Below are 22,864 nucleotides of genomic sequence, written 5' to 3'. Positions count from 1 at the left end.
AGGTCAGCCACGCGCCCGTGATGTCGGCGGCGGCGCCTATCCTGGGGGAGCCATGACGTCGCTCTTCGAGAACCTCTCCCTGCCCCTGCCCGGCGTCCCCGCGGACGCCGCCTCGACCGAGAACCGCGCCCGCCGGCAGGCGCAGGCCGATGCCCTGGTCGTCGGCCTGAACCCCCAGCAGCGCGAGGCCGTGCTGCACCAGGGCGGCCCCCTGCTCATCGTCGCCGGCGCCGGCTCGGGAAAGACGCGGGTGCTCACGCACCGGATCGCGTACCTGCTGGCCACGGGTCGGGCGCGCGCGGGCGAGGTCATCGCCATCACGTTCACCAACAAGGCCGCAGCCGAGATGCGCGAGCGCGTCGAGCACCTGGTGGGCCCCGCGGCCGGGCGCATGTGGGTGTCCACGTTCCACTCGGCGTGCGTGCGGATCCTGCGGCGGGAGGCGGCGACCCTGGGACTGCGGTCCAGCTTCTCCATCTACGACTCGGCGGACTCGCAGCGGCTGCTCACGCTCGTCGCGCGCGAGCTCGACCTGGACCCCAAGCGCTATCCGGCCAAGGCGCTCGCGTCGAAGATCTCCTCGCTCAAGGACGAGCTGGTGGACCCGGAGACGTTCGCGGCGACCTCGGGCGGTGGCGCCGCCAACGACTTCGACTCGGTGCTGGCGCAGGTCTACACGCGCTACCAGGCCCGGCTCAAGCAGGCTCACGCCCTCGACTTCGACGACCTGATCATGACGACCGTGCACCTGCTGCAGGGGTTCCCTGCCGTGGCCGAGCACTACCGGCGCCGGTTCCGTCACGTGCTGGTCGACGAGTACCAGGACACGAACCACGCGCAGTACGTGCTGGTCCGGGAGCTGGTCGGGTCCTCGCGGGGGATCGTCGACGACTCGACGGACATGGAGCTGCCCCGCGGCGAGCTCACGGTGGTAGGCGACGCCGACCAGTCGATCTACGCGTTCCGCGGCGCCTCGATCCGCAACATCCTCGAGTTCGAGGTCGACTACCCGGACGCGCGGACCATCAAGCTCGAGCAGAACTACCGGTCGACGCAGAACATCCTCTCGGCCGCCAACGCGGTGATCAGCCGCAACCCGGGGCGGGAGGGCAAGCGCCTCTGGACCGACTCGGGCGCCGGCGCGCAGATCGTGGCCTATGTGGCGGACACCGAGCACGAGGAGGCGCGGTTCGTCGCCGGGGAGATCGACCGCCTGGGTGACTCCGACGGTGTGCGTCCCGGCGACGTCGCCATCTTCTACCGCGCGAACGCGCAGTCCCGGGCGCTGGAGGAGGTGCTCATCCGCGTCGGGCTGCCCTACAAGGTGGTCGGCGGCACGCGGTTCTACGAGCGCCGCGAGGTCAAGGACGCGGTCGCGTACCTGCGGGCCATCGACAACCCCGACGACGACGTCAGCGTGCGCCGCATCCTCAACGTCCCCAAGCGCGGCCTGGGCGACCGGTCCGAGTCGATGGTCGCGGCGTTCGCCGAGCGCGAGCGCATCTCGTTCGGCGCAGCCCTCGACCGGCTCGACGAGGTGCCGGGCCTCGGCACCCGCGCGATCACCGGGCTCTCCGCGTTCGCCCGGATGATGGCCGACCTGCGGGCGCTGTCCGACGGCGCGGCCGGCCCTGCCGAGGTGCTCGGCGCGGTGCTCGACCGGTCGGGCTACCTCGCGGAGCTGCGCGCGAGCGACGACCCGCAGGACGCCTCCCGGGTGGAGAACCTGGCCGAGCTGCACGCGGTGGCCTCCGAGTTCGAGCAGACCGACCCGGAGGGCGACCTCGCCGACTTCCTCGAGCGCGTGTCCCTGGTGGCGGACTCCGACCAGATCCCCGACGACGACGGCGGCGACGAGGACGGCGAGGCGAAGCCCGACCCCGGCGTGGTCACGCTGATGACGCTGCACACCGCCAAGGGCCTCGAGTTCCCGGTCGTGTTCCTCACCGGCATGGAGGACGGCACGTTCCCGCACCTGCGCTCGCTGTCCGACGCCGACCAGCTGGCCGAGGAGCGGCGGCTGGCGTACGTCGGCCTGACCCGGGCCCGCGAGCGGCTGTACATCTCGCGCGCGGCGGTCCGGACGGCGTGGGGGGTGCCCAACGAGTTCCCGGCCAGCCGGTTCCTCGACGACCTGCCGGACGAGCTCATCGACTGGCGGCGGCGCGAGTCGTCGACCCAGCAGCTGCGCAGCTCCTACGGCTCGGGCTACGGCTCGTCCGGAAGCAGCGGCGGTGGATACCGCTCGGCGCCACGGGTCGAGACCCGCAAGGCGCTGCCGTCGACGGGCGCGACGTTCGGGTCGGCCACGCCGCGGCCGGACTCCGCGATCCCGCAGCTGACGGTCGGCGACCGGGTCACGCACGACTCGTACGGGCTCGGCACGGTGGTCGCGCTCGAGGGCGCCGGCCCGAACGCCGTGGCCAAGGTCGACTTCGGCACCGACGGCACCAAGCGGCTGCTGCTGCGGTTCTCGCCGGTCACCAAGCTCTGAGGCGCGTCCCCCCGCGGGGCGGGGGCGTGCGTGCCGCCCGGGCGGGCGGCCGGGTGCCGGGTCTCGGCGGCCCACGCGCGCGTCCGCAGCGCGCGGGCCAGCGAGACGCCGCCGGTCACGATCAGCCGACCGGGACGTCGGCCCACGCGGCCGCGACGGCGTCGCGCACGGCGTCCGGCCCCACACCGACCGAGGCGAGCACCTGGAACGCGGTCGTGTCGTCCAGCCGCGCGGCCGAGAGCAGCAGGTGACCGGTGTCGAGCCGGCGGTGCTTGAACCGGACCGCCTCGCGCAGCGCGATCTCGAGCATCTTCTTCGCGGCGGCGTCGAAGGGTCGGTGGCCGGCCTTGCTGCTCGGTGCCTGCGCGACCTCGTCGAGCGCGCCCGGGCCGAACGAGGCCTCGACCTGAGCCCGGACGGCATCGAGGTCGATGCCGACGCCGGCCAGCGCGGCGGCGTCGATGGTGCCCGCGGGCAGGGCGCGGACCGTGGCGAGCAGCGCGGCGTGATCGACGCCGAGCCGCCGCAGTGCACGGGCCGCCACCGTGTCGGGGGTGTGGACGGCGCCGAGCAGCAGGTGCTCGGTGCCGATGCGGTCGGCGCCGAGGCTGCGCGCCTCGTCCTGGGCGTGGACGACCGCGTCGCGGGCGTCGCTGGCGAACCTCTCGAACATCAGTCGAACCTCTTTCCGTACTTCTTGTGGACCGCCTGGCGGGAGACCCCGAGCGCGGCGGCGACCTGCTGCCAGGACCACCCCAGCCCTCGGGCGCGCTCGACGTGCAGGGCCTCCAGCCGGTCGGCCAGCGCCCGCAGCGCGCGGACGGCCCGGAGGCCCTCGGCGGGCTCGGCGGCACTGGCGGCCGCGGTCATCAGCTCATCGGACATAGCCGTCAACCTACGTTGACAGATAGCCGCTTGTCAACCCAAGTTGACGCGCGAATCCACCGCCCAACGTCCGAGGAGGTATGGGTCAGGGGCCCTACCTGCGCGGACGTCCGGGCCTCAGGGCGCGGAACGTCCGAGGAAGTACGGGTCAGGGGCCGTACTTGCGCGGACGTCCCGGGTGGGGGCTGGCGCGCGGGTGGGTCAGTCCGTGGGGAGGGGGTGGGGGTGGTGGACGTCGCGGTTGTCGATGACGACCGACGCGCGGGACGCCGGGCGGCAGGAGGCGAGGTAGGTGCGCTGGCCCTCGACGTACCGGGCGTTGGCGGGGTGGTGCGGATCCGGCGGGCAGCCGTCCCGGACGGCCATGCGGGCGAAGGTCTCGGCGAAGTCGACGTCGAGGTACACCGAGAAGTCCCACCAGGCGGCGAGCTCGTCGCGGTGCAGGAAGATCCCGTCGACCACGAGCACGGTGCGGTCCGTGCCGGACTCGCGCGGCAGGTGCAGCGCCTGGTCGGTGGTGACGTCGCGGACGGCCCGGCGGAAGCGGCGGCTGCCGCCGGGCGCGAACGGCTCGAGGACGTCCCGGCGCAGGGCGTCGTAGTCGTACGAGTCCGCCCAGAAGCCCTCGGGGGAGTGCCGGCCCCGGCGGTAGCGCTCGTCGCGGGGCCGGTGGAAGCCGTCGACGCCCACCCGGACGACGTGCCTGCCGCCGCGGCGCAGCTCCGCGGCGAGCTCGTCGGCGAACGTGGTCTTGCCGGCCCCGTCCATGCCGTCGACGCCGACCAGCACCGGCCTGCCGAGCGCGCGCGGGTCGGGCACGCGGGCGGCCACCCCGCGCAGCACGGCGAGGCGCGCGACCGACGCCGTGGGCGCGGTGTCCGAGGGGGCGCTCACCGCGGCCGACGGGCGGGGCGGCGGGACTGGTCGACAGCTGCGGCGATGTGCGGCACCGGGTCCATGCGGGGAAGGTAGCGGACCGGAACGCTTCAGGGGGAGGGGTCGGGGCGAGGAAGGGTCGCGTACGCCACATCTCTCGATGTGAAGAGATCTCCGCCCGGCCGCTACCATCGACCGGGGCGTTTCGGCCGCACAGAGGCCGTCGAACGCCGGTGATGAGAGGACCCAGACCAGGTGGACCTGTTCGAGTACCAGGCGCGTGACATCTTCGAGAAGCACGGCGTGCCCGTCCTGGGCGGCGTCGTCGCCACGACTCCCGAGGAGGCCCGCGCCGGCGCGGAGCAGCTGCTCGGTGGCCAGGACGGCGTCGTCGTCGTGAAGGCCCAGGTCAAGGTCGGCGGCCGCGGCAAGGCGGGCGGCGTCAAGCTCGCCCGCAGCGCGGACGACGCGGCCGAGAAGGCCTCCGAGATCCTCGGCATGGACATCAAGGGCCACACGGTCCACCGCGTGATGATCGCGCAGGGCGCGAAGATCGCGACGGAGTTCTACTTCTCCCTCCTGCTCGACCGCGCGGAGCGTCGCTACCTGGCGATGTGCTCCGTCGAGGGCGGCATGGAGATCGAGCAGCTCGCGGTGGAGCGTCCCGACGCACTCGCGAAGGTCGCCGTCGACCCGCGCACCGGCATCGACCAGGAGAAGGCCGACGAGATCGTCGCCGCCGCCGGGTTCAGCGCCGAGCTGGCGCCCAAGGTCGCCGCGGTGCTGCAGACGCTGTGGGCGGTCTACCAGAACGAGGACGCCACGCTGGTCGAGGTCAACCCGCTGGTGCTGACCGAGGACGGCGACATCGTCGCGCTCGACGGCAAGGTCACGCTGGACGAGAACGCCGGCTTCCGGCACCCGGAGCACGCCGAGCTCGAGGACGCGGCCGCGGCCGACCCGCTCGAGGCGCGCGCCAAGGAGAAGGACCTCAACTACGTCAAGCTCGACGGCGAGGTCGGCATCATCGGCAACGGCGCGGGGCTCGTCATGAGCACGCTCGACGTCGTCGCGTACGCCGGTGAGGCGCACGGCGGCGTGAAGCCGGCCAACTTCCTCGACATCGGCGGCGGCGCGAGCGCCGAGGTCATGGCCGCCGGCCTGGACATCATCCTCACGGACCCGCAGGTCAAGTCGGTGTTCGTCAACGTGTTCGGCGGCATCACGGCGTGCGACGCCGTCGCCAACGGCATCGTCGCGGCCCTCGAGATCCTCGGCGACGAGGCCTCCAAGCCGCTGGTCGTGCGCCTGGACGGCAACAACGTGCTCGAGGGTCGCCGGATCCTCGCCGACGCCGGTCACCCGCTGGTCACGATCGCGGACACGATGGACGGCGGCGCCGACAAGGCGGCCGAGCTCGCCCACGCCGCCGCCTGAACCCCTGACGTAGAGAGAAGCAGACACCACCATGGCGATCTTCCTGACCGAGGCATCCAAGGTCATCGTCCAGGGCATGACGGGCTCCGAGGGCCAGAAGCACACGTCCCGCATGCTCGCGTCCGGCACGGCCGTCGTCGGCGGCGTGAACCCGCGCAAGGCGGGGACCACCGTCGCGTTCGGTGAGACCGAGGTCCCCGTCTTCGGCTCCGTCGCCGAGGCGATGGACGAGACCGGCGCCGACGTCTCCGTGATCTTCGTGCCGCCGGCCCACACCAAGGCCGCGGTCGTCGAGGCGATCGAGGCGGGCATCCCGCTGGTCGTCATCATCACCGAGGGCGTCCCGGTGGCCGACACCGCCGAGTTCTTCGCGCTCGCGCTGGACAAGGGCGTGCGGCTCATCGGCCCCAACTGCCCCGGCCTGATCAGCCCCGGGAAGTCGAACGTCGGCATCATCCCGGCGGACATCTCGGGCCCGGGCCGCGTCGGCCTGGTCTCGAAGTCCGGCACGCTGACCTACCAGATGATGTACGAGCTGCGGGACTTCGGGTTCTCGACGGCCATCGGCATCGGCGGCGACCCGATCATCGGCACCACGCACATCGACGCGCTCGCGGCGTTCGAGGCGGACCCGGAGACCGAGGTCATCGTGATGATCGGTGAGATCGGCGGCGACGCCGAGGAGCGCGCGGCGGCCTACATCGCCGAGCACGTCACCAAGCCCGTCGTCGGCTACGTCGCCGGCTTCACGGCCCCCGAGGGCAAGACCATGGGCCACGCCGGCGCCATCGTCTCCGGCTCCTCGGGCACCGCCCAGGCCAAGAAGGAGGCCCTCGAGGCCGCGGGCGTCAAGGTCGGCAAGACGCCGTCCGAGACGGCCGCGCTCGCGCGAGAGCTGCTCTCCTAGCCCGTCCGAGAGGCGCCGACCCCGCGGGGTCGGCGCCTCTCGCGTACCCGGCGCCGACGCGCCGGGCCGGGTACGCCGGACGGGTGGATGCGGCGGCGACCATGGCACGGTGAGCTCCACCGGTCCCCGCACAGGCGGCACGCCCGTCCTCGACCGCCGACGACGCCGTGCGCCGGCCGACGACGCGGCACCCGCGTTCTTCACGTCCGCGCTCGACGGCGCCCCCCGGTGGGTCGCCGGCGTGCTGTCCGCGCTGCAGGCCGCGGTGCTCTCGATCCTGGTCCTCGCGCTGCCCGCCGTCGCCGCGTACGTCGCGACCTCCGCGGACCCGTCGAACAGCGGCGTCGGCTGGTTCCGGTCGGTCGGCGTGGGGTCGTCGCTGTGGCTGCTCGGGCACGGCGTCCCGGCTCAGGTCGGCGCGGTCACCGTGTCGCTGGTGCCGCTGGGCGTGACGATCCTCGCGGTCTTCGTCTGCTACGCGTCCGCGCGCCGCTCGGGCCTGGTCACCTGGTCGGCCTACGGCGCCGGGGTGGGCACGTACACGCTGGTCACGGTGCTGGTGGCCTTGCTGGACGGGGTGTCCGACGCCGGCCTGGCCCGCGCGGCCGTGGGCGGTGCGCTCGTCTCCGCGGTCGGGCTCGGCGCCGGCCTGCTGGCCCGGCCCGAGGCGCCCACGCTGCGCGCCCTGACCCGGCCGGGCTGGACGCGGTGCCCGGCGCCGCTGCGAACCGGGGCCGCGGGCGGAGTTCTCGCCACGGCCGCCCTGGTGGCGCTCGCCGCGGCGGTCGCCACGCTCTGGGTCGTCGCGGGACGGGCCACGATCGGGGACGTCGTGCGGGGCCTCGGCCTGGACGCCGTCGGCGGCGTGGTGATGGCGATCGCCGAGCTGGCGTACCTGCCCAACCTGGTCGTGTGGGCGCTCGCCTGGCTGAGCGGTGCCGGGTTCGCCGTCGGGTCCGGTACGCACTTCGCGCCCGACGGGGTGATCGGAGGGCCGCTGCCCGCGGTGCCGATGCTCGGCGCCCTCCCGGCGCCGGACGTCGTCGGACCAGCCACGAGCGTGGTGCCGCTGGTGCTGGTCCTGGTGGGCGCGCTGGTCGGCTGGTACGTGCATCGCCGACTGGTCACGCAGCGGTGGTGGGAGGCGATGTCGGCGTGCGCCACCGCCGCGGTGACCACGGGGGTCGTCGTCGCGCTGCTGGTCACCGTCGCGAGCGGGGGCGTCGGGCCGGACCGGCTCGCCGACGTCGGCGCGCAGGGTGGGATCGTCGGGCTCCTGGCAGCGGCCGGGGTGCTCGTCGGGTCGCTGCTCGTAGCGCTGCCCGGGGACCGGCCGCTGCGGGCGCAGGTGCGCCACGCGTTCCGCGTCGCACTCCGTCGTGACGAGTCGGCGCTGGGTCCCGACGACGTCGCGCTCCGTCCGGACGAGGCCGACGTCCCGGACTAGGAGCCGGTGCTCCGCTTCTGCAACGAGTCCCGCAGGTCGTCGAGGTCCTTGAGGTACTGCGCGTTGCAGGCGTTCTTCGCGGTGATCGTCAGGGCGCCCTGCAGGCACTCCTGCTTGGCCTGCGAGACGGGCCACACCGCCAGCTGCACCGCGAGGAGCAGCGACCACGAGAGCGCGATGACGACGCCGACCCCGATCATGGGCGTGACCCCGCGGGACCGCGCCCGGCTCGACACGACGAGCGCCCAGACGCCGACGACCAGCGCCGCGAGGGCGAACACCAGGGCGGACGCCTGCCACGGCAGCGGGAGCGTGGCGACCAGCACCGACGACAGCACGAGCACCCCGAACAGGCGCGTCAGGCGCAGGGCGCGCGCCGCCAGCTCGGGGTCGGGCGGGGCGCTGTCGGGAGCGGACGGGCGCACCGGACCGACGACGGGTGCGGGCGGCGGCCACGGGTGCTGAGCAGGCGGCGCGTCCACCCGGTCGCCGTCCGGCGTGCGCGGGCGGTCCTCGGGGGGCGCGTACGGGTTGCTCACCCGAGCATTCTCGCCCACGAACCTGGAGCCGCGGACGGAGCGTCCGTCGGGCGCGGATAGGGTCACTGCGTGACTCAGGAGACCCCCCGTCGCCCCGACCCGGCCACCCGCGGCTCCGGCCGGCTCGTCGTGCTCGTGTCCGGGACCGGCTCGAACCTCGCCGCGCTCCTCGAGGCCCACGGCGACGCCGCCTACGGTGCGCGCGTGGTGGCGGTGGTCGCGGACCGCGCCGGGATCCTGGCGCTCGACATCGCGCGCGAGGCCGGGATCCCGACCGCGGTCGTCTCGCTCAGGGACTTCGACGACCGTGCCGCCTGGGACGCCGCACTTGCCGAGACGGTCGCGGTGTTCTCCCCGGACCTCGTCGTCTGCGCGGGGTTCATGAAGCTGTTCGGTGCCACGTTCCTCGGCCGGTTCGGCGGTCGGATCGTCAACACGCACCCCGCGCTGCTGCCATCGTTCCCGGGCGCGCACGGCGTGCGGGACGCGCTCGCGTACGGCGTGAAGGTGACTGGCTGCACGGTGATGGTGGTCGACGAGGGCGTCGACACCGGACCGATCCTCGCGCAGGCCACGGTGGCCGTGGAGGTCGACGACGACGAGGCCACCCTGCACGAGCGCATCAAGGCGGTCGAGCGGACGCTCCTGGTCGACTGGGTCGGGCGCATCGCCCGCGACGGACTGCGGGTCGAGGGCAGGCGCGCGATCGTCGGCTGACGCCCGCTAGACTCGGCCCCGGTCGTGACTGGCGCAGGTGGGTTCAACCACCGGGAAGCGGCCGCAGTGCCCCGCCACGCACCGCCCGCCTGGGTGCTTGGGTCCGCCCTTAGCCGACCCTTGTACCCCCGGGAGCCGCCATGTCCTCCACCGAGAACCAGCGACCTGTCCGTCGCGCGCTCGTCAGCGTCTACGACAAGACCGGCCTGACGGAGCTCGCCGCCGCCCTGCACGCCGCCGGCGTCGAGCTGGTCTCCACCGGCTCGACGGCCTCGACGATCGCCGCCACGGGCGTCCCCGTCACGCGCGTCGAGGACCTCACCGGCTTCCCCGAGTGCCTGGACGGGCGCGTCAAGACGCTGCACCCGCGCGTCCACGCCGGCGTGCTGGCCGACACGCGCCGCCCCGAGCACCTCGCGCAGCTCGAGGAGCTCGGTATCGCGCCGTTCGAGCTGGTGGTCGTCAACCTCTACCCGTTCACGGCGACGGTCGCGTCCGGCGCCGGGCCCGACGAGTGCGTCGAGCAGATCGACATCGGCGGCCCGTCGATGGTGCGCGCGGCCGCGAAGAACCACCCCAGCGTCGCGGTCGTCGTCGACCCGGCCCGGTACGACGAGGTCGTCGCGGCGGTCGGTGCCGGCGGCTTCACGCTCGCCGCGCGGCGCCTGCTCGCCGCCGACGCCTTCGCGCACACGGCGTCCTACGACGCCGCCGTGGCCAGCTGGTTCGCGTCCGAGTACGCGCCCGACGACGAGGCGACCGACTCCGGCTTCCCGGCGTTCACGGGCTCCACCTGGGTGCGCGGCGAGGTGCTGCGCTACGGCGAGAACCCGCACCAGCAGGCGGCCCTGTACCTCACGCCCGACGGCGTCGCGGGGCGGGGGCTGGCCGGTGCCGAGCAGCTGCACGGCAAGGCGATGAGCTACAACAACTACGTGGACGCCGACGCCGCCTGGCGGGCCGCGCACGACCACACCGCCCCGGCGGTCGCCATCATCAAGCACGCCAACCCCTGCGGCATCGCGGTCGGGGCGGACGTCGCCGACGCCCACGCCAAGGCCCACGCGTGCGACCCGGTCTCGGCCTTCGGCGGGGTCATCGCGACCAACCGGACCCTCACGGCCGCCGCCGCCGAGCAGATCGCCCCGGTGTTCACCGAGGTGGTCGTCGCGCCCGACTTCGAGCCCGAGGCGCTCGAGATCCTCGCGCGCAAGAAGAACATCCGCCTGCTCAAGGTCACCCCGACCGAGGGCGTGCGCACCGAGCGCCGCGCGGTGAGCGGCGGGCTGCTGGTCCAGGAGCTCGACCAGGTCGACGCACCCGGCGACGACCCGGCCGCCTGGACCCTCGCGTCGGGCACGCCGGCCGACGAGGCCACCCTGGCGGACCTCGTGTTCGCCTGGCGCGCCGTCCGGGCCGTGAAGTCCAACGCGATCCTGCTGGCCGACGACGGCGCCTCGGTGGGCGTCGGCATGGGCCAGGTCAACCGGGTGGACTCGTGCCGGCTCGCGGTCGAGCGGGCCAACACCGGGGACGTCGAGCGGGCGCGCGGGGCCGTCGCGGCCTCGGACGCGTTCTTCCCGTTCGCGGACGGCGCGCAGGTGCTCATCGACGCCGGCGTGCGGGCCATCGTGCAGCCGGGCGGCTCGGTCCGCGACGAGGAGGTCGTCGCGGCCGCGGCGGCCGCCGGCGTGACGCTGTACCTCACCGGGACGCGGCACTTCGCCCACTGACCGTCCTCAGACGAGGGCGGCCTCGCGCAGCGCACGCCCGGGGTCCCGGGCGACCGCTCGGTCGAGCCGAGGCAGCCGCGCGCCGGTGAACAGCCGGCGCGCGGCACCCACGTCGCGGGGGCGGTCGACGGTGAGGATCGCGGCGACCTCCTCGGTGCCCCGGCGGAACCAGAGGGCGGCCCAGCCCTCGCCCGCGGGGTCGCCGCGGAGCACGACCTCGTCGTCGGGATGCGGGTGCCCGAACAGCGCCAGCTCGTGCCCGAGCTGGGTGGAGAAGACGTAGGGCGCGACGTCGAGCGCGTCCTGCGGCGCGCCGAGCAGGTCGGCGACGAGGGCGGCCGGACCGCGCAGCGCGCCGTCCCAGTGGCCGCCGGGGACCCAGCCGTGCCGGGGCGAGCGGCGCAGGGCCACGTCGCCGACGGCCCGGACGGTCCGGACGTCCGCCGGCGCGCCGATCACCGCTTGGTGCTCGTCGACCCGCAGCGACCCGTCGGCCTCGCGCGGGAGCGCGCCGGCCAGCCAGTCCGTGGTCGGACGGGCGCCCACGGCCGCCAGCACGACGTCGGCGGGGATCAGCTTGCCGTCGGCGAGGAGCACGCCGTTGGTGCCCACCTCGACGACGTGCTCGCCGGTCAGCAGCCGCACGCCGGCCGCGGCGTACCAGGGGGCGGTGAGCTCGCCGACGGCCGGCCCCAGCGCGCCGGCCAGGGGAGCGCCCGTGGCCTCGAGGACGACGACGTCGACGCCCGCCGCCGCGGCGACCCCGGCCACCTCCGCGCCGATCCACCCGGCGCCGATCACCACCAGGGCCGTGCCGGGCGCCAAGGCCTCGCGCAGGCGCCGGGCGTCCGCGGCGGTGTGCAGCGTCAGGGCGGCCTCCCACCCGGGAGGCCGGACGGCGTGCGCGCCGGTCGCCACCACGAGCGTGTCGGCCGTGAACGAGCCGTCCGCGGTCTGCACCTCGGGCCGGCCACCCGCGAAGGAGAGGCCCCGCGCCGGGGTGCTCAGGTGGACCTCGTCGGCCATCGCGAGCAGGTCCACGCCGATCTCGTCGGTCAGCCACGTGGGCTCCGGCCGGTCGAGCAGGTGCTTGGACAAGGGCGGCCGGTCGTACGGCGCGATCCCCTCGGCGCCGAGCACGACGACCCGCCCGTCGAAACCGCGTTCCCGCAGGCCGGCGACGGTCTGGGTCGCCGCGAGGCCCGCGCCGACCACGAGCACCTCCCGGACGCGCGACGTGTCCAGGGGCTCGTGGTCCGTCCGGGCGATCACCACGCAACGGTAGTCTCCCGTCGGGAGGCAAGGACGGATGGCGGAGGAGCGGATGAGCGGGGGAGCCGGGGTTCGGCGCGTGGGTTCCGCGCGCCCCGACGCCGTCGACCCCGTGCTCGAACCCGTCGGTGCCGCGCCCGCACCCGAGCCCGCGGCCAGCCAGGCCCGACCGGTCGAGCCGGTCGAGGCCGCCGTCCCGGTCGACGCCGTCCCGGTCGACGCTGTGCCGGTCGACGCCGCGCCCGTCGACGCTGCGCCGGTCGACGCCGCGCCCGTCGAGCCCTCGCTCCACACGGGCCCGATCCCGGTCGAGGAGGCGCCCCTGGACCCGCGCGTCATCGCTCGCGCCTCGCTCGACGCGGCGCGCAACGCCTCGCTCTGGTGGTCCAGCTCGGGGATCGTCGTCGCGACGCTCGTCGCCCTCGTCGTCGGCACCCGCGCCGGTGCGTTCGTGCTGGCCGCCGTCGCCCTGGCGTGCGCCGTGGTGCGCGGGGTGCTCCCGTCGCCGGGGCCGGTCGCGCTCTCCGTGCGGGCCAAGGCGATCGACGTCGCCGTGCTCGTGCTGCTGGGCGTCGGGCTCGCCGTGCTCGCGCAGATCCTGCCCAACGGCTGACCGCACGACGAAGGCCCGGGACCAGCTGGTCCCGGGCCTTCGCGCGTGCGGTCAGCGGGAGCGGGTCAGCGCTCCGTCACCACGAGGACGTCGTCGGTCGTGACGTAGGCGTCGTCCTCCTCGAGCAGGTTGTCCTCGGCCGGCTCGGCCGCGAACGCGCGGTAGACCAGGCCGGCCAGCGCGGCGCCGACCAGCGGGGCCACCCAGAACAGCCAGAGCTGGCTCAGCGCCCAGCTCTCGGAGAAGAGCGCCGTGGCGGTCGAGCGGGCCGGGTTCAGCGACGCGTTGGTGACTGGCAGGGCGACGAGGATCAGCACGGCGAGCCCCAGGCCGATGGCGAACGGCGCCTGCTTGTTGGCGGAGCGACGGTCGGTCGCGCCGAGGATGATGCCGACGAACACCGCGGTCACGACGATCTCGACCAGCAGCGCGATGACCAGCGAGAACTCGACCTGGCCGCTGGAGAGCTTGGACAGGGGCGAGTGCGCGCCGTACCCGTTGGAGACGCTCGAGTAGAACGACTTCGCCGTGGCGCTGCCGCTGGTGTCGATGAGCGCCGGCAGCTTCGACGGGATGGTGATGAAGAGGATCGCCGCCGCGAGGATGCCACCGACCAGCTGGGCGAGCCAGTAGGGCAGGACGTCCTTCCACGCCGTCCGGCCGCCGATGGCGGCACCGAGCGTCACGGCCGGGTTGAAGTGGCCGCCCGAGATGTGGCCGACGGCGATGGCGCCCGCGAGCACCGCGATGCCGAAGCCGAGGGCCACGGCGAGCGTGCCGCCGACGCCGCTGAAGCTGGAGTACAGCGCGATGCCGACGCCCACCAGGACGAGCGTGAAGGTGCCGAACGCCTCGGCGCCGAGCCGGGCGACCAGGCCCGAGCCGGTGACGACGACGGTGCCGGCGGGGACGACGTACGCGTCGAGCTCCTCGACGACGACGTCCTCGTCCTCCTCCTCGACCTCATCGGCTGCCGCGGGGAGGGGCGCCGTGGGCGCCGCGGGCTCGACGGGCGCTGCGGGAGCGGCGGCGGGTGCGGCCGCGGCGGGCTCGGGGGTGCCGGCGACCGTGGTCTCGTCGGGCTCCGGGGAGCCGGCGGCCTTGTCGGGGGTGTCCTGTGACATGTCGATCCTGTCGTGAGTAACCGTCGATGAAAGGGGCTGGTGCGCGGGGAGCCTGCCACGTCCGGCTGTGCGGTCGTGGCGACGCGACGATCGGCGCCATGCCCCTGGTGGTGCCAGCATGCCAGTAGCGGTGCCATCGGTCACGGTGCACACCCGGCCTGTGGCCGACCAGCACAGATCTCTCGACGTCGAGTAATCTTGTCCGCGGACCCGCGCCGGCACACCCGCAAGACCCGTGCCGTGCCCCCACCCGTCCCCATCACAGGAGATACCCGCATGGCGAAGATCAAGGTTGTCGGCCCGGTCGTCGAGCTCGACGGCGACGAGATGACGCGCATCATCTGGCAGTTCATCAAGGACCGGCTGATCCACCCCTACCTCGACATCGACCTGCGCTACTACGACCTGTCGATCCAGAACCGGGACGCCACCGACGACCAGGTGACCATCGACGCCGCCCACGCCATCAAGGAGCACGGCGTCGGCGTCAAGTGCGCGACGATCACGCCCGACGAGGCCCGCGTCGAGGAGTTCGGCCTGAAGAAGATGTGGGTGTCGCCCAACGGCACCATCCGCAACATCCTCGGCGGCGTCGTCTTCCGCGAGCCGATCATCATCTCCAACATCCCGCGCCTGGTGCCGGGCTGGAACAAGCCGATCATCATCGGCCGTCACGCGTTCGGCGACCAGTACCGCGCGACCAACTTCAAGGTCCCCGGCGCCGGCACGCTGACCATGACCTACACGCCCGCGGACGGCTCCGAGCCGATCACGCAGCAGGTCGTCACGTACCCCGACGGCGGCGGCGTCGCCATGGGCATGTACAACTTCAACGACTCGATCCGCGACTTCGCCCGCGCCTCGTTCGCGTACGGCCTGCAGCGCGGCTACCCGGTCTACCTGTCGACCAAGAACACGATCCTCAAGGCCTACGACGGCTCGTTCAAGGACATCTTCCAGGAGGTGTTCGACGCCGAGTACGCCGCGCAGTTCGCCGAGGCCGGCCTCACCTACGAGCACCGCCTCATCGACGACATGGTCGCGGCGGCCATGAAGTGGGAGGGCGGCTACGTCTGGGCGTGCAAGAACTACGACGGCGACGTGCAGTCCGACACCGTGGCCCAGGGCTTCGGCTCGCTCGGCCTGATGACGTCGGTGCTCATGACCCCCGACGGCAAGACCGTCGAGGCCGAGGCGGCGCACGGCACGGTCACGCGCCACTACCGCCAGCACCAGGCCGGCAAGCCGACGTCGACCAACCCGATCGCGTCGATCTTCGCCTGGACCGGTGGCCTCAAGCACCGCGGCAAGCTGGACAGCACGCCCGAGGTCACGCAGTTCGCCGAGACCCTCGAGCAGGTCGTCGTCGAGACCGTCGAGAGCGGCGCCATGACCAAGGACCTCGCGTCGCTGGTCGGCCCGGACCAGGCGTGGCAGACCACCGAGGAGTTCCTGGCGACCCTCGACGCCAACCTGGCGGCCAAGCTCGCCTGAGCACCCGCCTCGTCAGTAGAGGCGACGGCGCCCGTCCTCTTCTGAGGGTGGGCGCCGTCGGTCGTCTGCGGGGTAGCGTGAGGGCGCCGTCGTCGTCGACCGAAGGAGCCCGTTCCGTGGCCAGCTCGCCCGTCACCGTCACCGTCACCGGAGCCGCCGGGCAGATCGGCTACGCGCTGCTCTTCCGGATCGCCTCCGGGCAGCTGCTCGGCGCCGACACCCCCGTCCGCCTGCGGCTCCTCGAGATCCCGCAGGCCGTGAAGGCCGCCGAGGGCACGGCGATGGAGCTGGATGACTGCGCGTTCACCACGCTGGACAGCGTCGAGATCTACGACGACGCGACGGCGGCCTTCGACGGCGTCAACGTGGCGCTGCTCGTCGGCGCCCGGCCCCGCACCGCCGGCATGGAGCGCGGCGACCTGCTCTCGGCCAACGGGGGCATCTTCAAGCCCCAGGGGCAGGCGATCAACGCCGGCGCGGCCGAGGACGTCCGGGTCCTCGTCGTGGGCAACCCGGCCAACACGAACGCGTTCATCGCCTCGTCGCACGCCCCCGACGTGCCGGCGCACCGCTTCACGGCGATGACCCGCCTGGACCACAACCGGGCGGTCTCGCAGCTGGCGACGAAGACCGGCGCGAAGGTCGGGGACATCGAGCGGCTGACCATCTGGGGCAACCACTCCGCCACGCAGTACCCGGACCTGTCGCACGCGACCGTGGGCGGCCGCCCGGCGCTCGACGTCGTCGGCGACGACGCCTGGGTCCGCGACACGTTCATCCCCACCGTGGCCAAGCGCGGCGCCGCCATCATCGAGGCCCGCGGCGCGTCGTCGGCGGCCTCGGCGGCCAACGCGGCCATCGACCACGTGTACTCCTGGGTGCACGGCACGCCCGCCGGGGACTGGACGTCGGCAGGCATCGTCTCGGACGGCTCGTACGGGGTGCCCGCCGGCCTCATCTCCTCGTTCCCGGTGACGTCGTCCGGCGGCGAGTGGGAGATCGTGCCGGACCTGTCGATCGACGAGTTCTCGCGCGGCCGCATCGACGCGTCCGTCGCGGAGCTGGTCGAGGAGCGCGACGCCGTGAGGGCGCTCGGCCTGGTCTGACGGTGTGGGCCGAGGAGGTCACGGTCCGGCGCCCGGGCACCGGCCTCGGCGCGTTCCTGGGCTGGGTGCTGCTCGGCGCGGGCATCGGCCTCGGCCTCGGCGCCGTGCTGGTGGCCGGGCTGGTGGTCGCGCTCGCGCTGCTGGCGGTCGCCGGCGTGCTCGTCGCGCGTCAGGGGCTGCGGCCCGCCCAGCTGGGCGTGATCACCGGCCTCGGGGCGCTGCCGCTGACGATCGCCTGGCTGAACCGGCACGGGCCCGGGGAGTACTGCACCAGGACCGCGAGCGGGACCGAGTGCGTCGCGCAGTGGAGCCCGTGGCCGTTCGCGCTGGTCGGGCTCGCGCTGGTCGTCGTCGGGGTGGCCTTGTTCGTGCGCACACGGCGGGGTTGAGGTGCGCCTCGCGATCCGGGTCCGGCCCGGGGCCTCGCGCACGGCCGTCGGTGGCGTGCACGCCGACCGGCTCGTGGTGGCGGTGAGTGCGCGGGCGGTCGACGGGGCGGCCACGGAGGCGGCGCTGGACGCGCTCGCGGCCGCCCTCGGGGTGCGACCCCGCCACGTCACCCTGGTGTCCGGCGCGACGAGCCGCGACAAGCTGGTGGACGTCGACGCGGACGAGGCGCTGGTGCGGGTGCGGGTCGCGGAGCTGCGCGGGGACTAGACCAGGGACCGGACGACCGCGGCGAGGGCCGCGGGGTCGTCGTGCTGGACGAAGTGGCCGACGCCGGGCAGCACGAGGACCTCGACGCCGAGCATGTCGTGCAGGGCCCGGGCGGCCTCGTGCCGTGCGGGCGGCGACAGCTCTCCGACGGTGACGACGACCCGCCCCTGCCCGGGCAGGAGCGGCGCCGGCTCGAAGCGCCGGAACATCGCGAGGTCCCGCGCGACCGCGCCGGGGTCGGCCGGAGCCATCGTGGGCCGCCACGACGGTCCGTACAGGGCCGTGCCGAAGCCCGGGATGCCATCGGCGGCGTAGCCGGCGACCACGTGGTCGAGCAGGCCGGGCACGAGCGACCCGACGGCGGGCTCGTGCAGGACGGCACCCGCCAGGACCTGGGAGGACGCCAGCGCGAGCCCGAGCGTCGCGCCTCCGCTGACGCCGACGACGACGCAACCGGCCGGGTCGAGCGCGGCCAGCTCGACCGCCAGCTCGCCGCTGCTCGGCCGGTCGGGCGCGACGACCTCGAGCCCGTCGGCGCGCAGGAGGCGGGCCAGCGGCGCCCAGACCTGCGACGTCGTCGCGGCTCCGTGCACCAGGAGCACGCGGGAAGTCGGCATGGCGTGAGCGTAGGCGGCCCGGGGAGTGCTCCCGCAGGTCAGACACGTAAGCGTTACGTGTGTCGTCAGTGTCCGAAACATCACACTCCTAGTCTCCGAGCATGGATACACGCTCGGATACCGCTCTGGATACGGAGCGAGACCGCCTGCCTCGGAGCCGTCGATGACCTCCGACGCCGTCGCCCGCGCCAGCAGCCGGGTGGGCAAGCCCGCCGCCCTGCTCGAGGTGCGCAGCCTGTCCAAGCGCTTCGGTGAGGTGCAGGCCAACTGGGACGTGGACCTGACGGTCCTGCCGGGCACCGTGCACGGCCTCATCGGCGAGAACGGTGCCGGCAAGAGCACGTTGCTCAAGATGATCTACGGCGTCTACACGCCCGACGAGGGGCGCATGTTCGTCGACGGGGCGCCGGTCGCGCCGGGCAGCCCGGCGGACGCGCGGGCGCTCGGCATCGGCATGGTGTTCCAGGACCTGCGGCTCGTCCCGGCGCTCAGCGTCGCGGAGAACATCGCGCTCGCGCTGCCGGACGGCCCCAGGCTGCGGCTCCCTCAGCTGTCGGCGCGCATCACCGAGGCGTCCGAGGCCTACGGGCTGGCGGTCGACCCGTCGGTCAAGGTCCGGCACCTGTCCATCGGCGAGCGGCAGCGGGCCGAGATCCTCAAGGTGCTGATGACGGGTGCCCGCCTGGTCATCCTGGACGAGCCCACCAGCGTGCTGGCGCCGCAGGAGGTCGAGTCGCTGTTCGGCACGGTCGCGCAGCTGCGGGACCGGGGTCTCGGTGTCGTCCTGGTGACGCACAAGCTGGGCGAGGTCCGGGCGATCGCCGACCAGGTCACGGTGCTCCGCGGCGGGCAGGTGATCCTCAACGCGGAGGACCCGGGGAACTTCTCGGACGCGGAGCTGGTCGAGGCGATGGTGGGCCGGCGCGTGCCGCCGCTGGCCGTCGAGCGCGTCGCGGTCCCCGAGCGGGGCCGGGCGGTGCTGGAGCTGCAGGGTGCCACGGCGCTCGGTGACCGCGGGCACGTGGCGCTCAAGGGCGTCGACCTCGAGGTGCACCCGGGGGAGCTGGTCGGCGTGGCCGGTGTCGCGGGGAGCGGTCAGAAGGAGCTGTGCGAGGTCGCCCTCGGGCTCCGGCCCGTGACCCACGGCTCGGTCCGGGTGGGGGACTCGGCGGACGGGCTCACCGCGCGGACCGCGATCGACGGCGGCGCGGTCGCGGTGCCGGAGGACCCGGTGGCGGACTCGGTGGTCCCCGGGCTGACCGTGCTGGATCACATGGTGCTCGACGGCCGCCGGGCGCCCCGCAAGGGGTTCGGCATCGACTGGCAGGCCGTGGGGGCGCGGACCGCGGTGCTCGACGAGCGCGTCGGCCTGCACATGGCCCCGACCAAGCGGACGCTCTCGGCGCTGTCGGGCGGCAACATCCAGCGCGTCCTGCTCACCCGCGAGCTCGGCCAGGACGCGTCGCTCGTGGTCGCCGCCTACCCGAGCCGGGGGCTCGACGTGGCGAACACGCGGCGCACGCAGGAGCTGCTGCTCGAGCACCGGGCCCGCGGGGCCGCCGTGCTCATGGTCTCGGAGGACCTCGACGAGCTGATCTCCGTGGCCGACCGGATCGCCGTCATGCACGACGGGCACCTGGTGGGCGTCGTCGACACCGCCGGTGCGGACCGGATGTCCATCGGACGACTGATGCTCGGAGGCGTCGCATGAGCCAGGACGTGACGAAGGAGGCCCCGCCGGCCCCGGCGCCGCCACCGGCCGCGGCGGAGGTGAACGACCCGCAGGCGCGGCTCAAGAGCGGCGGCTACACGCTGCTGCGCTGGGTGGGCGCGCTCATCGCCGGGCTGGTCGTCTTCGGGGCGTTCGTGCTGGCCAACGGGGCGGACCCGATCGCCGTCTACGCCGACATCTGGAGCTCGACCCTGACCCAGTCGGGCCAGTTCCAGCAGATCATCCTGCGGGCGGCGCCCATCGCGCTGGCCGGGCTCGCGGTCGTCGTGCCGGCCCGCGCCGGGCTCGTGAACGTCGGCGGCGAGGGCCAGCTGATCATCGGCGGCATCGCGTCGGCGGCCGTCGCGCTGTGGCTCACGCCGATCGCCTCGCCGTGGCTGGTGATGCTGCTCATGATCCTCGCGGCGATGGTCGCCGGGGCGGCGTGGGCGGGAATCGCGGCCGCCATGCGGATCGTCGTCAAGGTCAACGAGGCGGTCACCACGCTGCTGCTCAACTACGTCGCGCTGTACTCGATGCTCTTCCTCATCCTCGGCCCGTGGAAGGACCCGGCGGCGCTGGGGCAGTCCACCAGCGTCGAGCTGAACGACGCGATGAAGCTCCCGGTGTTCGCCGGCACGGCGATCCACGTGGGGGTCGCGCTGGCGGTGATGGCGGCGCTCGGCGTGTGGTTCGCGCTGAGCCGCACGACGTGGGGCTTCCGGCTGGCGGTCGTCGGCGGCAACTCCGAGGCCGCCCGCCGCGCGGGACTGCCCGTGGTCACGCTGCTGCTCACGGCGCTGCTCATCGGCGGCGCCCTGGCCGGCCTGGCGGGCTACATCCAGTTCGCGGGGATGGAGTACAAGCTGCGCCCGACGTTCGGCCTGACCATCGGGTACGTCGCGTTCCTGGCCAGCTGGCTCTCGCGGCACAAGCCGTTGCCGCTGCTCCTGGCGTCGCTGGTGCTGGCGGCCATCGCGGTGTCCGGCAACAGCCTGCAGATCGGTTCCGGCCTCCCGGCCGCGACCGTCAACATCCTCATGGGTCTGGTGCTGCTGGCAGTCCTCGGCTGGACCGGCCCGCGGAAGGTGACGTCGTGATCATCGACATCCTGGCGGGGGCGGTCCGCGGCGGCACGTCCATCATGTACGCGGGCCTGGGGGAGACCGTCTCCGAGCGCGGCGGCGTCATCAACCTCGGGACCGAGGGCGCGATGCTGCTGGGTGCGCTGGGCGGGTACGCGGTCACCGCGCAGACCGGGAGCCCGTGGATCGGGGTGCTCGGCGGCGCGCTGGCCGGCGCCCTGCTCAGCCTCGTGCACGCTCTCCTCGTGGTGAGCCGGGGCGCCAACCAGTTCGCCAGCGGGCTGACGCTCTACTTCCTCGCCCTCGGCATCACGTCGCTGTTCGGCGTCAGCTACGTCAGCCGCCAGATCAACGCGTTCACGCCGGTGCCCGTGCCGGGCCTGAGCGAGATCCCGGGGCTCGGGCCGATCCTGTTCGACCACGACCCGCTGGTGTACCTCGCGTACGTCGCCGCGCCCGTCATCTGGTGGGTCCTGTTCCGCACGCGGGTCGGGCTGCTGGTCCGGACGGCCGGGGAGCGCAAGGAGGCTCTCGAGGTGAACGGCTACAGCGTCAAGGCCGTCCGGTACGGCGCGACGATCGTCGGCGGGGCGCTCGCGGGCGTCGGCGGTGCGCACATCTCGATCGCCTACGCCAACAGCTGGTTCGAGAACATGATCGCCGGCCGCGGGTTCATCGCCGTCGCGCTGGTGATCTTCGCGATGTGGAACCCGATCCGCATCATGGCCGGCGCCTACCTGTTCGGCGCCGCGCTGTCGCTGGCCTCGGTGCTGCAGACCTCCGGCATCGCCGTGAACCAGTTCGCGCTGAACGCGGTCCCGTTCGTCCTCACGCTCGTCGTCCTGGCCATCCTGGGCCGCCGCACGATGCTCGCGGCCCCGGACGAGCTGCTCAAGGTGTTCGACAACAGCCGCACCACCTGACCCTCCCCCTCCCTGCAGGACCTCCGGAAGGATCACCATGCGCATCTCCCGAACAGCTCGCGTCGCGCTCGTCGCGGCGGTGCTGGCGGTGCTCGCCGCGTGCAGCCCCGCCGCCTCGTCGCCCACCTCCGCCGGCTCGGGGCCGGCATCCGACTCGGCCCCCGGCGCGGGTGCCACGACGGTCGGCGTCATCGCCGTCGGGCCCAAGGACGACTTCGGCTACAACCAGGCCGTCTACCAGGGCGTCGAGGCTCTGCGGGAGAAGTTCCCGGACATCAAGGTCCTCGACGCGTACAACATCCCCGAGGACGACACGGCCGCGACGACGATGGAGAGCATGGTCGCGCAGGGGGCGACCATCCTCTTCGCCACCAGCTACGGCCACCTCGACGCGGCCAAGGAGGTCGCGGCGGCCCACCCGGACGTCGTCGTCGTCCACCAGGGCGGCCTGATCGACCCCGTCCCGGCCAACATGGGCTCGTACTTCGGCAGCGTCTACGAGCCGGTGTACCTGGCGGGCATCGCGGCGGGTGCGGCGACGAAGACCGGCAAGCTCGGCTACGTCTACGCCATCCCGATCCCGCAGACCCTGGCCAACATCAACGCCTTCACGCTGGGCGCGCAGTCGGTGCGTCCCGACGTGGACGTGACCGCGGTCTCGACGACCAGCTGGTGCGACCCGGCCACGCAGGCCGACCGCGTGGCGTCGCTGCTCAGCTCGGGCGTCGACGTGGTGACCCAGCACCAGGACTGCACCAAGACGATCATCGAGGCGACCGAGGCCGCCGGCGCGTACACGGTCGGCTACCACGCGGACGCCTCGTCGCTGGCGCCGAAGGGCTGGCTCACGGGCTCCGAGTGGAACTGGGGACCGCTCTACTCGGACATCGTCCAGACCGCGATCGACGGTGACTTCACCGGCAGCGAGTACAACGCCAACTACCGGGCCAACATGGCCGGCGGCGCCAACCCGTTCGTGGCCTCCCCGTTCGGGCCGAGCGTCACGGACGACACGAAGGCGCTGATCGCGGCCGCGACCACCAAGATCGAGGGCGGGTGGAGCCCGTTCACCGGCCCGATCACAGCGCAGGACGGCACCGTCAAGGTCGAGGCCGGGGTGACCCCGCCGATCGAGACCATCGAGCAGATGGACTACTTCGTCCAGGGCGTCACCGGCACCCTCTCCTGACCGTCGCCGGGGCCGGTCCTCGCGGCCGGCCCCGGCCA

Annotated in this window: 22 protein-coding genes and 1 riboswitch; of the genes, 15 read left to right on the top strand and 7 right to left on the bottom strand. The window is 73.6% G+C overall.

Annotated features, from left to right (window positions below; translation table 11 throughout):
* Positions 1–52 precede the first annotated feature (52 nt).
* Positions 53–2,494, top strand: a complete 2,442-nt coding sequence (pcrA, locus tag AC1DWH_RS13435; RefSeq protein ID WP_477094093.1) for a DNA helicase PcrA — start codon at positions 53–55, stop codon at positions 2,492–2,494.
* 121 nt (positions 2,495–2,615) lie between these two features.
* On the opposite strand, the gene AC1DWH_RS13430 is transcribed toward pcrA, so the two are convergent.
* The 3 genes from AC1DWH_RS13430 to AC1DWH_RS13420 form a co-directional block, all read right to left on the bottom strand.
* Positions 2,616–3,167, bottom strand: coding sequence for a Clp protease N-terminal domain-containing protein (locus AC1DWH_RS13430; RefSeq protein WP_477094092.1), 552 nt, complete (start codon positions 3,165–3,167; stop codon positions 2,616–2,618).
* Positions 3,167–3,379, bottom strand: a complete 213-nt coding sequence (locus tag AC1DWH_RS13425) for an RNA polymerase subunit sigma-70 (RefSeq protein ID WP_456847650.1) — start codon at positions 3,377–3,379, stop codon at positions 3,167–3,169. Before AC1DWH_RS13425 ends, AC1DWH_RS13430 begins: the two co-directional genes overlap by 1 nt.
* Before the next feature lie 201 nt (positions 3,380–3,580).
* Positions 3,581–4,273, bottom strand: a complete 693-nt coding sequence (locus AC1DWH_RS13420; protein ID WP_477094091.1) for an AAA family ATPase — start codon at positions 4,271–4,273, stop codon at positions 3,581–3,583.
* A 237-nt stretch (positions 4,274–4,510) separates the two neighbouring features.
* Here AC1DWH_RS13420 and sucC point away from each other — a divergent pair, with 237 nt between their 5' ends.
* From sucC to AC1DWH_RS13405, 3 genes are all read left to right on the top strand, one after another.
* Positions 4,511–5,692, top strand: a complete 1,182-nt coding sequence (gene sucC, locus AC1DWH_RS13415) for an ADP-forming succinate--CoA ligase subunit beta (protein ID WP_456847543.1) — start codon at positions 4,511–4,513, stop codon at positions 5,690–5,692.
* Between the two features lie 31 nt (positions 5,693–5,723).
* The gene (gene sucD, locus AC1DWH_RS13410; protein ID WP_477094090.1) at positions 5,724–6,599 is read left to right on the top strand and encodes a succinate--CoA ligase subunit alpha; all 876 of its coding nucleotides are present in this window, start codon (positions 5,724–5,726) and stop codon (positions 6,597–6,599) included.
* Between the two features lie 109 nt (positions 6,600–6,708).
* Complete coding sequence (locus AC1DWH_RS13405; RefSeq protein WP_477094089.1) at positions 6,709–8,046, top strand: cell division protein PerM; 1,338 nt, start codon at positions 6,709–6,711, stop codon at positions 8,044–8,046.
* Here AC1DWH_RS13405 and AC1DWH_RS13400 read toward each other — a convergent pair.
* Entirely contained in the window at positions 8,043–8,585 is a 543-nt protein-coding gene (locus AC1DWH_RS13400) for a hypothetical protein (RefSeq protein WP_477094088.1), read from the bottom strand. The genes AC1DWH_RS13405 and AC1DWH_RS13400 overlap by 4 nt on opposite strands.
* 69 nt (positions 8,586–8,654) lie before the next feature.
* On the opposite strand from AC1DWH_RS13400, the gene purN reads away from it, so the two are divergent.
* Complete coding sequence (gene purN / locus AC1DWH_RS13395; protein WP_456847154.1) at positions 8,655–9,302, top strand: phosphoribosylglycinamide formyltransferase; 648 nt, start codon at positions 8,655–8,657, stop codon at positions 9,300–9,302.
* 14 nt (positions 9,303–9,316) lie between these two features.
* Positions 9,317–9,404: riboswitch (ZMP/ZTP riboswitch) on the top strand.
* A 38-nt stretch (positions 9,405–9,442) separates the two neighbouring features.
* Positions 9,443–11,035, top strand: a complete 1,593-nt coding sequence (purH, locus tag AC1DWH_RS13390) for a bifunctional phosphoribosylaminoimidazolecarboxamide formyltransferase/IMP cyclohydrolase (protein ID WP_477094087.1) — start codon at positions 9,443–9,445, stop codon at positions 11,033–11,035.
* Between the two features lie 6 nt (positions 11,036–11,041).
* Here purH and AC1DWH_RS13385 read toward each other — a convergent pair whose 3' ends face one another.
* Positions 11,042–12,307 carry an NAD(P)/FAD-dependent oxidoreductase gene (locus AC1DWH_RS13385; RefSeq protein WP_477094086.1) on the bottom strand — a complete coding sequence of 422 codons (1,266 nt, stop codon included), beginning with the start codon at positions 12,305–12,307 and terminating at the stop codon, positions 11,042–11,044.
* Positions 12,308–12,386: 79 nt separating this feature from the next.
* Here AC1DWH_RS13385 and AC1DWH_RS13380 point away from each other — a divergent pair, with 79 nt between their 5' ends.
* On the top strand, positions 12,387–12,920 hold the full coding sequence (locus AC1DWH_RS13380) for a DUF3017 domain-containing protein (RefSeq protein ID WP_477094085.1): 534 nt from the start codon (positions 12,387–12,389) through the stop codon (positions 12,918–12,920).
* A 65-nt stretch (positions 12,921–12,985) separates the two neighbouring features.
* On the opposite strand, the gene AC1DWH_RS13375 is transcribed toward AC1DWH_RS13380, so the two are convergent.
* Positions 12,986–14,044, bottom strand: a complete 1,059-nt coding sequence (locus AC1DWH_RS13375) for an aquaporin (RefSeq protein ID WP_477094084.1) — start codon at positions 14,042–14,044, stop codon at positions 12,986–12,988.
* Positions 14,045–14,320: 276 nt separating this feature from the next.
* Here AC1DWH_RS13375 and AC1DWH_RS13370 point away from each other — a divergent pair, with 276 nt between their 5' ends.
* The 4 genes from AC1DWH_RS13370 to AC1DWH_RS13355 all read left to right on the top strand — a co-directional run bounded on the left by AC1DWH_RS13370 (position 14,321) and on the right by AC1DWH_RS13355 (position 17,301).
* Positions 14,321–15,538, top strand: a complete 1,218-nt coding sequence (locus tag AC1DWH_RS13370; RefSeq protein WP_456847500.1) for an NADP-dependent isocitrate dehydrogenase — start codon at positions 14,321–14,323, stop codon at positions 15,536–15,538.
* A gap of 116 nt (positions 15,539–15,654) precedes the next feature.
* Positions 15,655–16,644 carry a malate dehydrogenase gene (locus AC1DWH_RS13365; RefSeq protein WP_477094083.1) on the top strand — a complete coding sequence of 330 codons (990 nt, stop codon included), beginning with the start codon at positions 15,655–15,657 and terminating at the stop codon, positions 16,642–16,644.
* A gap of 2 nt (positions 16,645–16,646) precedes the next feature.
* The gene (locus AC1DWH_RS13360; protein ID WP_456847502.1) at positions 16,647–17,033 is read left to right on the top strand and encodes a hypothetical protein; all 387 of its coding nucleotides are present in this window, start codon (positions 16,647–16,649) and stop codon (positions 17,031–17,033) included.
* Between the two features lies 1 nt (position 17,034).
* Positions 17,035–17,301, top strand: coding sequence for a DUF167 domain-containing protein (locus tag AC1DWH_RS13355; RefSeq protein ID WP_477094082.1), 267 nt, complete (start codon positions 17,035–17,037; stop codon positions 17,299–17,301).
* Here the strand turns inward: AC1DWH_RS13355 and AC1DWH_RS13350 are convergent.
* Positions 17,298–17,918: an alpha/beta fold hydrolase gene (locus AC1DWH_RS13350; protein WP_477094081.1), complete on the bottom strand. Its 621-nt coding sequence runs from the start codon at positions 17,916–17,918 to the stop codon at positions 17,298–17,300. The two genes, AC1DWH_RS13355 and AC1DWH_RS13350, sit on opposite strands and share 4 nt — an antisense overlap.
* A 163-nt stretch (positions 17,919–18,081) precedes the next feature.
* Between AC1DWH_RS13350 and AC1DWH_RS13345 the strand changes: the two genes are divergently transcribed.
* The 4 genes from AC1DWH_RS13345 to AC1DWH_RS13330 are packed head-to-tail and all read left to right on the top strand — an operon-like array spanning position 18,082 to position 22,826.
* A complete protein-coding gene (locus tag AC1DWH_RS13345; protein ID WP_477094080.1) occupies positions 18,082–19,629 on the top strand; it encodes an ABC transporter ATP-binding protein in 1,548 nt (515 codons plus the stop codon).
* Positions 19,626–20,729 (top strand): ABC transporter permease, encoded by a 1,104-nt coding sequence (locus AC1DWH_RS13340; RefSeq protein ID WP_477094079.1) that lies wholly within the window; start codon positions 19,626–19,628, stop codon positions 20,727–20,729. Before AC1DWH_RS13345 ends, AC1DWH_RS13340 begins: the two co-directional genes overlap by 4 nt.
* The gene (locus AC1DWH_RS13335) at positions 20,726–21,637 is read left to right on the top strand and encodes an ABC transporter permease (protein ID WP_477094078.1); all 912 of its coding nucleotides are present in this window, start codon (positions 20,726–20,728) and stop codon (positions 21,635–21,637) included. The genes AC1DWH_RS13340 and AC1DWH_RS13335 overlap by 4 nt, the downstream gene beginning before the upstream one ends.
* 37 nt (positions 21,638–21,674) lie before the next feature.
* Complete coding sequence (locus AC1DWH_RS13330) at positions 21,675–22,826, top strand: BMP family ABC transporter substrate-binding protein (RefSeq protein ID WP_456846590.1); 1,152 nt, start codon at positions 21,675–21,677, stop codon at positions 22,824–22,826.
* Positions 22,827–22,864: the final 38 nt, after the last annotated feature.

The organism is Cellulomonas sp. P2_F12 (assembly GCF_056403775.1).
Note: the sequence above shows the minus strand (reverse complement) of the source record. Positions and strands in the feature narration are given on the sequence as shown.

Coding starts and splice junctions, on each gene's coding strand:
- AC1DWH_RS13370 (WP_456847500.1), top strand. CDS start 14,321: ATGGCGAAGATCAAGGTTGTCGGCCCGGTCGTCGAGCTCGACGGCGAC.
- purH (WP_477094087.1), top strand. CDS start 9,443: ATGTCCTCCACCGAGAACCAGCGACCTGTCCGTCGCGCGCTCGTCAGC.
- AC1DWH_RS13330 (WP_456846590.1), top strand. CDS start 21,675: ATGCGCATCTCCCGAACAGCTCGCGTCGCGCTCGTCGCGGCGGTGCTG.
- AC1DWH_RS13340 (WP_477094079.1), top strand. CDS start 19,626: ATGAGCCAGGACGTGACGAAGGAGGCCCCGCCGGCCCCGGCGCCGCCA.
- pcrA (WP_477094093.1), top strand. CDS start 53: ATGACGTCGCTCTTCGAGAACCTCTCCCTGCCCCTGCCCGGCGTCCCC.
- AC1DWH_RS13350 (WP_477094081.1), bottom strand. CDS start 17,918: ATGCCGACTTCCCGCGTGCTCCTGGTGCACGGAGCCGCGACGACGTCG.
- AC1DWH_RS13345 (WP_477094080.1), top strand. CDS start 18,082: ATGACCTCCGACGCCGTCGCCCGCGCCAGCAGCCGGGTGGGCAAGCCC.
- AC1DWH_RS13430 (WP_477094092.1), bottom strand. CDS start 3,167: ATGTTCGAGAGGTTCGCCAGCGACGCCCGCGACGCGGTCGTCCACGCC.
- AC1DWH_RS13425 (WP_456847650.1), bottom strand. CDS start 3,379: ATGTCCGATGAGCTGATGACCGCGGCCGCCAGTGCCGCCGAGCCCGCC.
- sucD (WP_477094090.1), top strand. CDS start 5,724: ATGGCGATCTTCCTGACCGAGGCATCCAAGGTCATCGTCCAGGGCATG.
- AC1DWH_RS13375 (WP_477094084.1), bottom strand. CDS start 14,044: ATGTCACAGGACACCCCCGACAAGGCCGCCGGCTCCCCGGAGCCCGAC.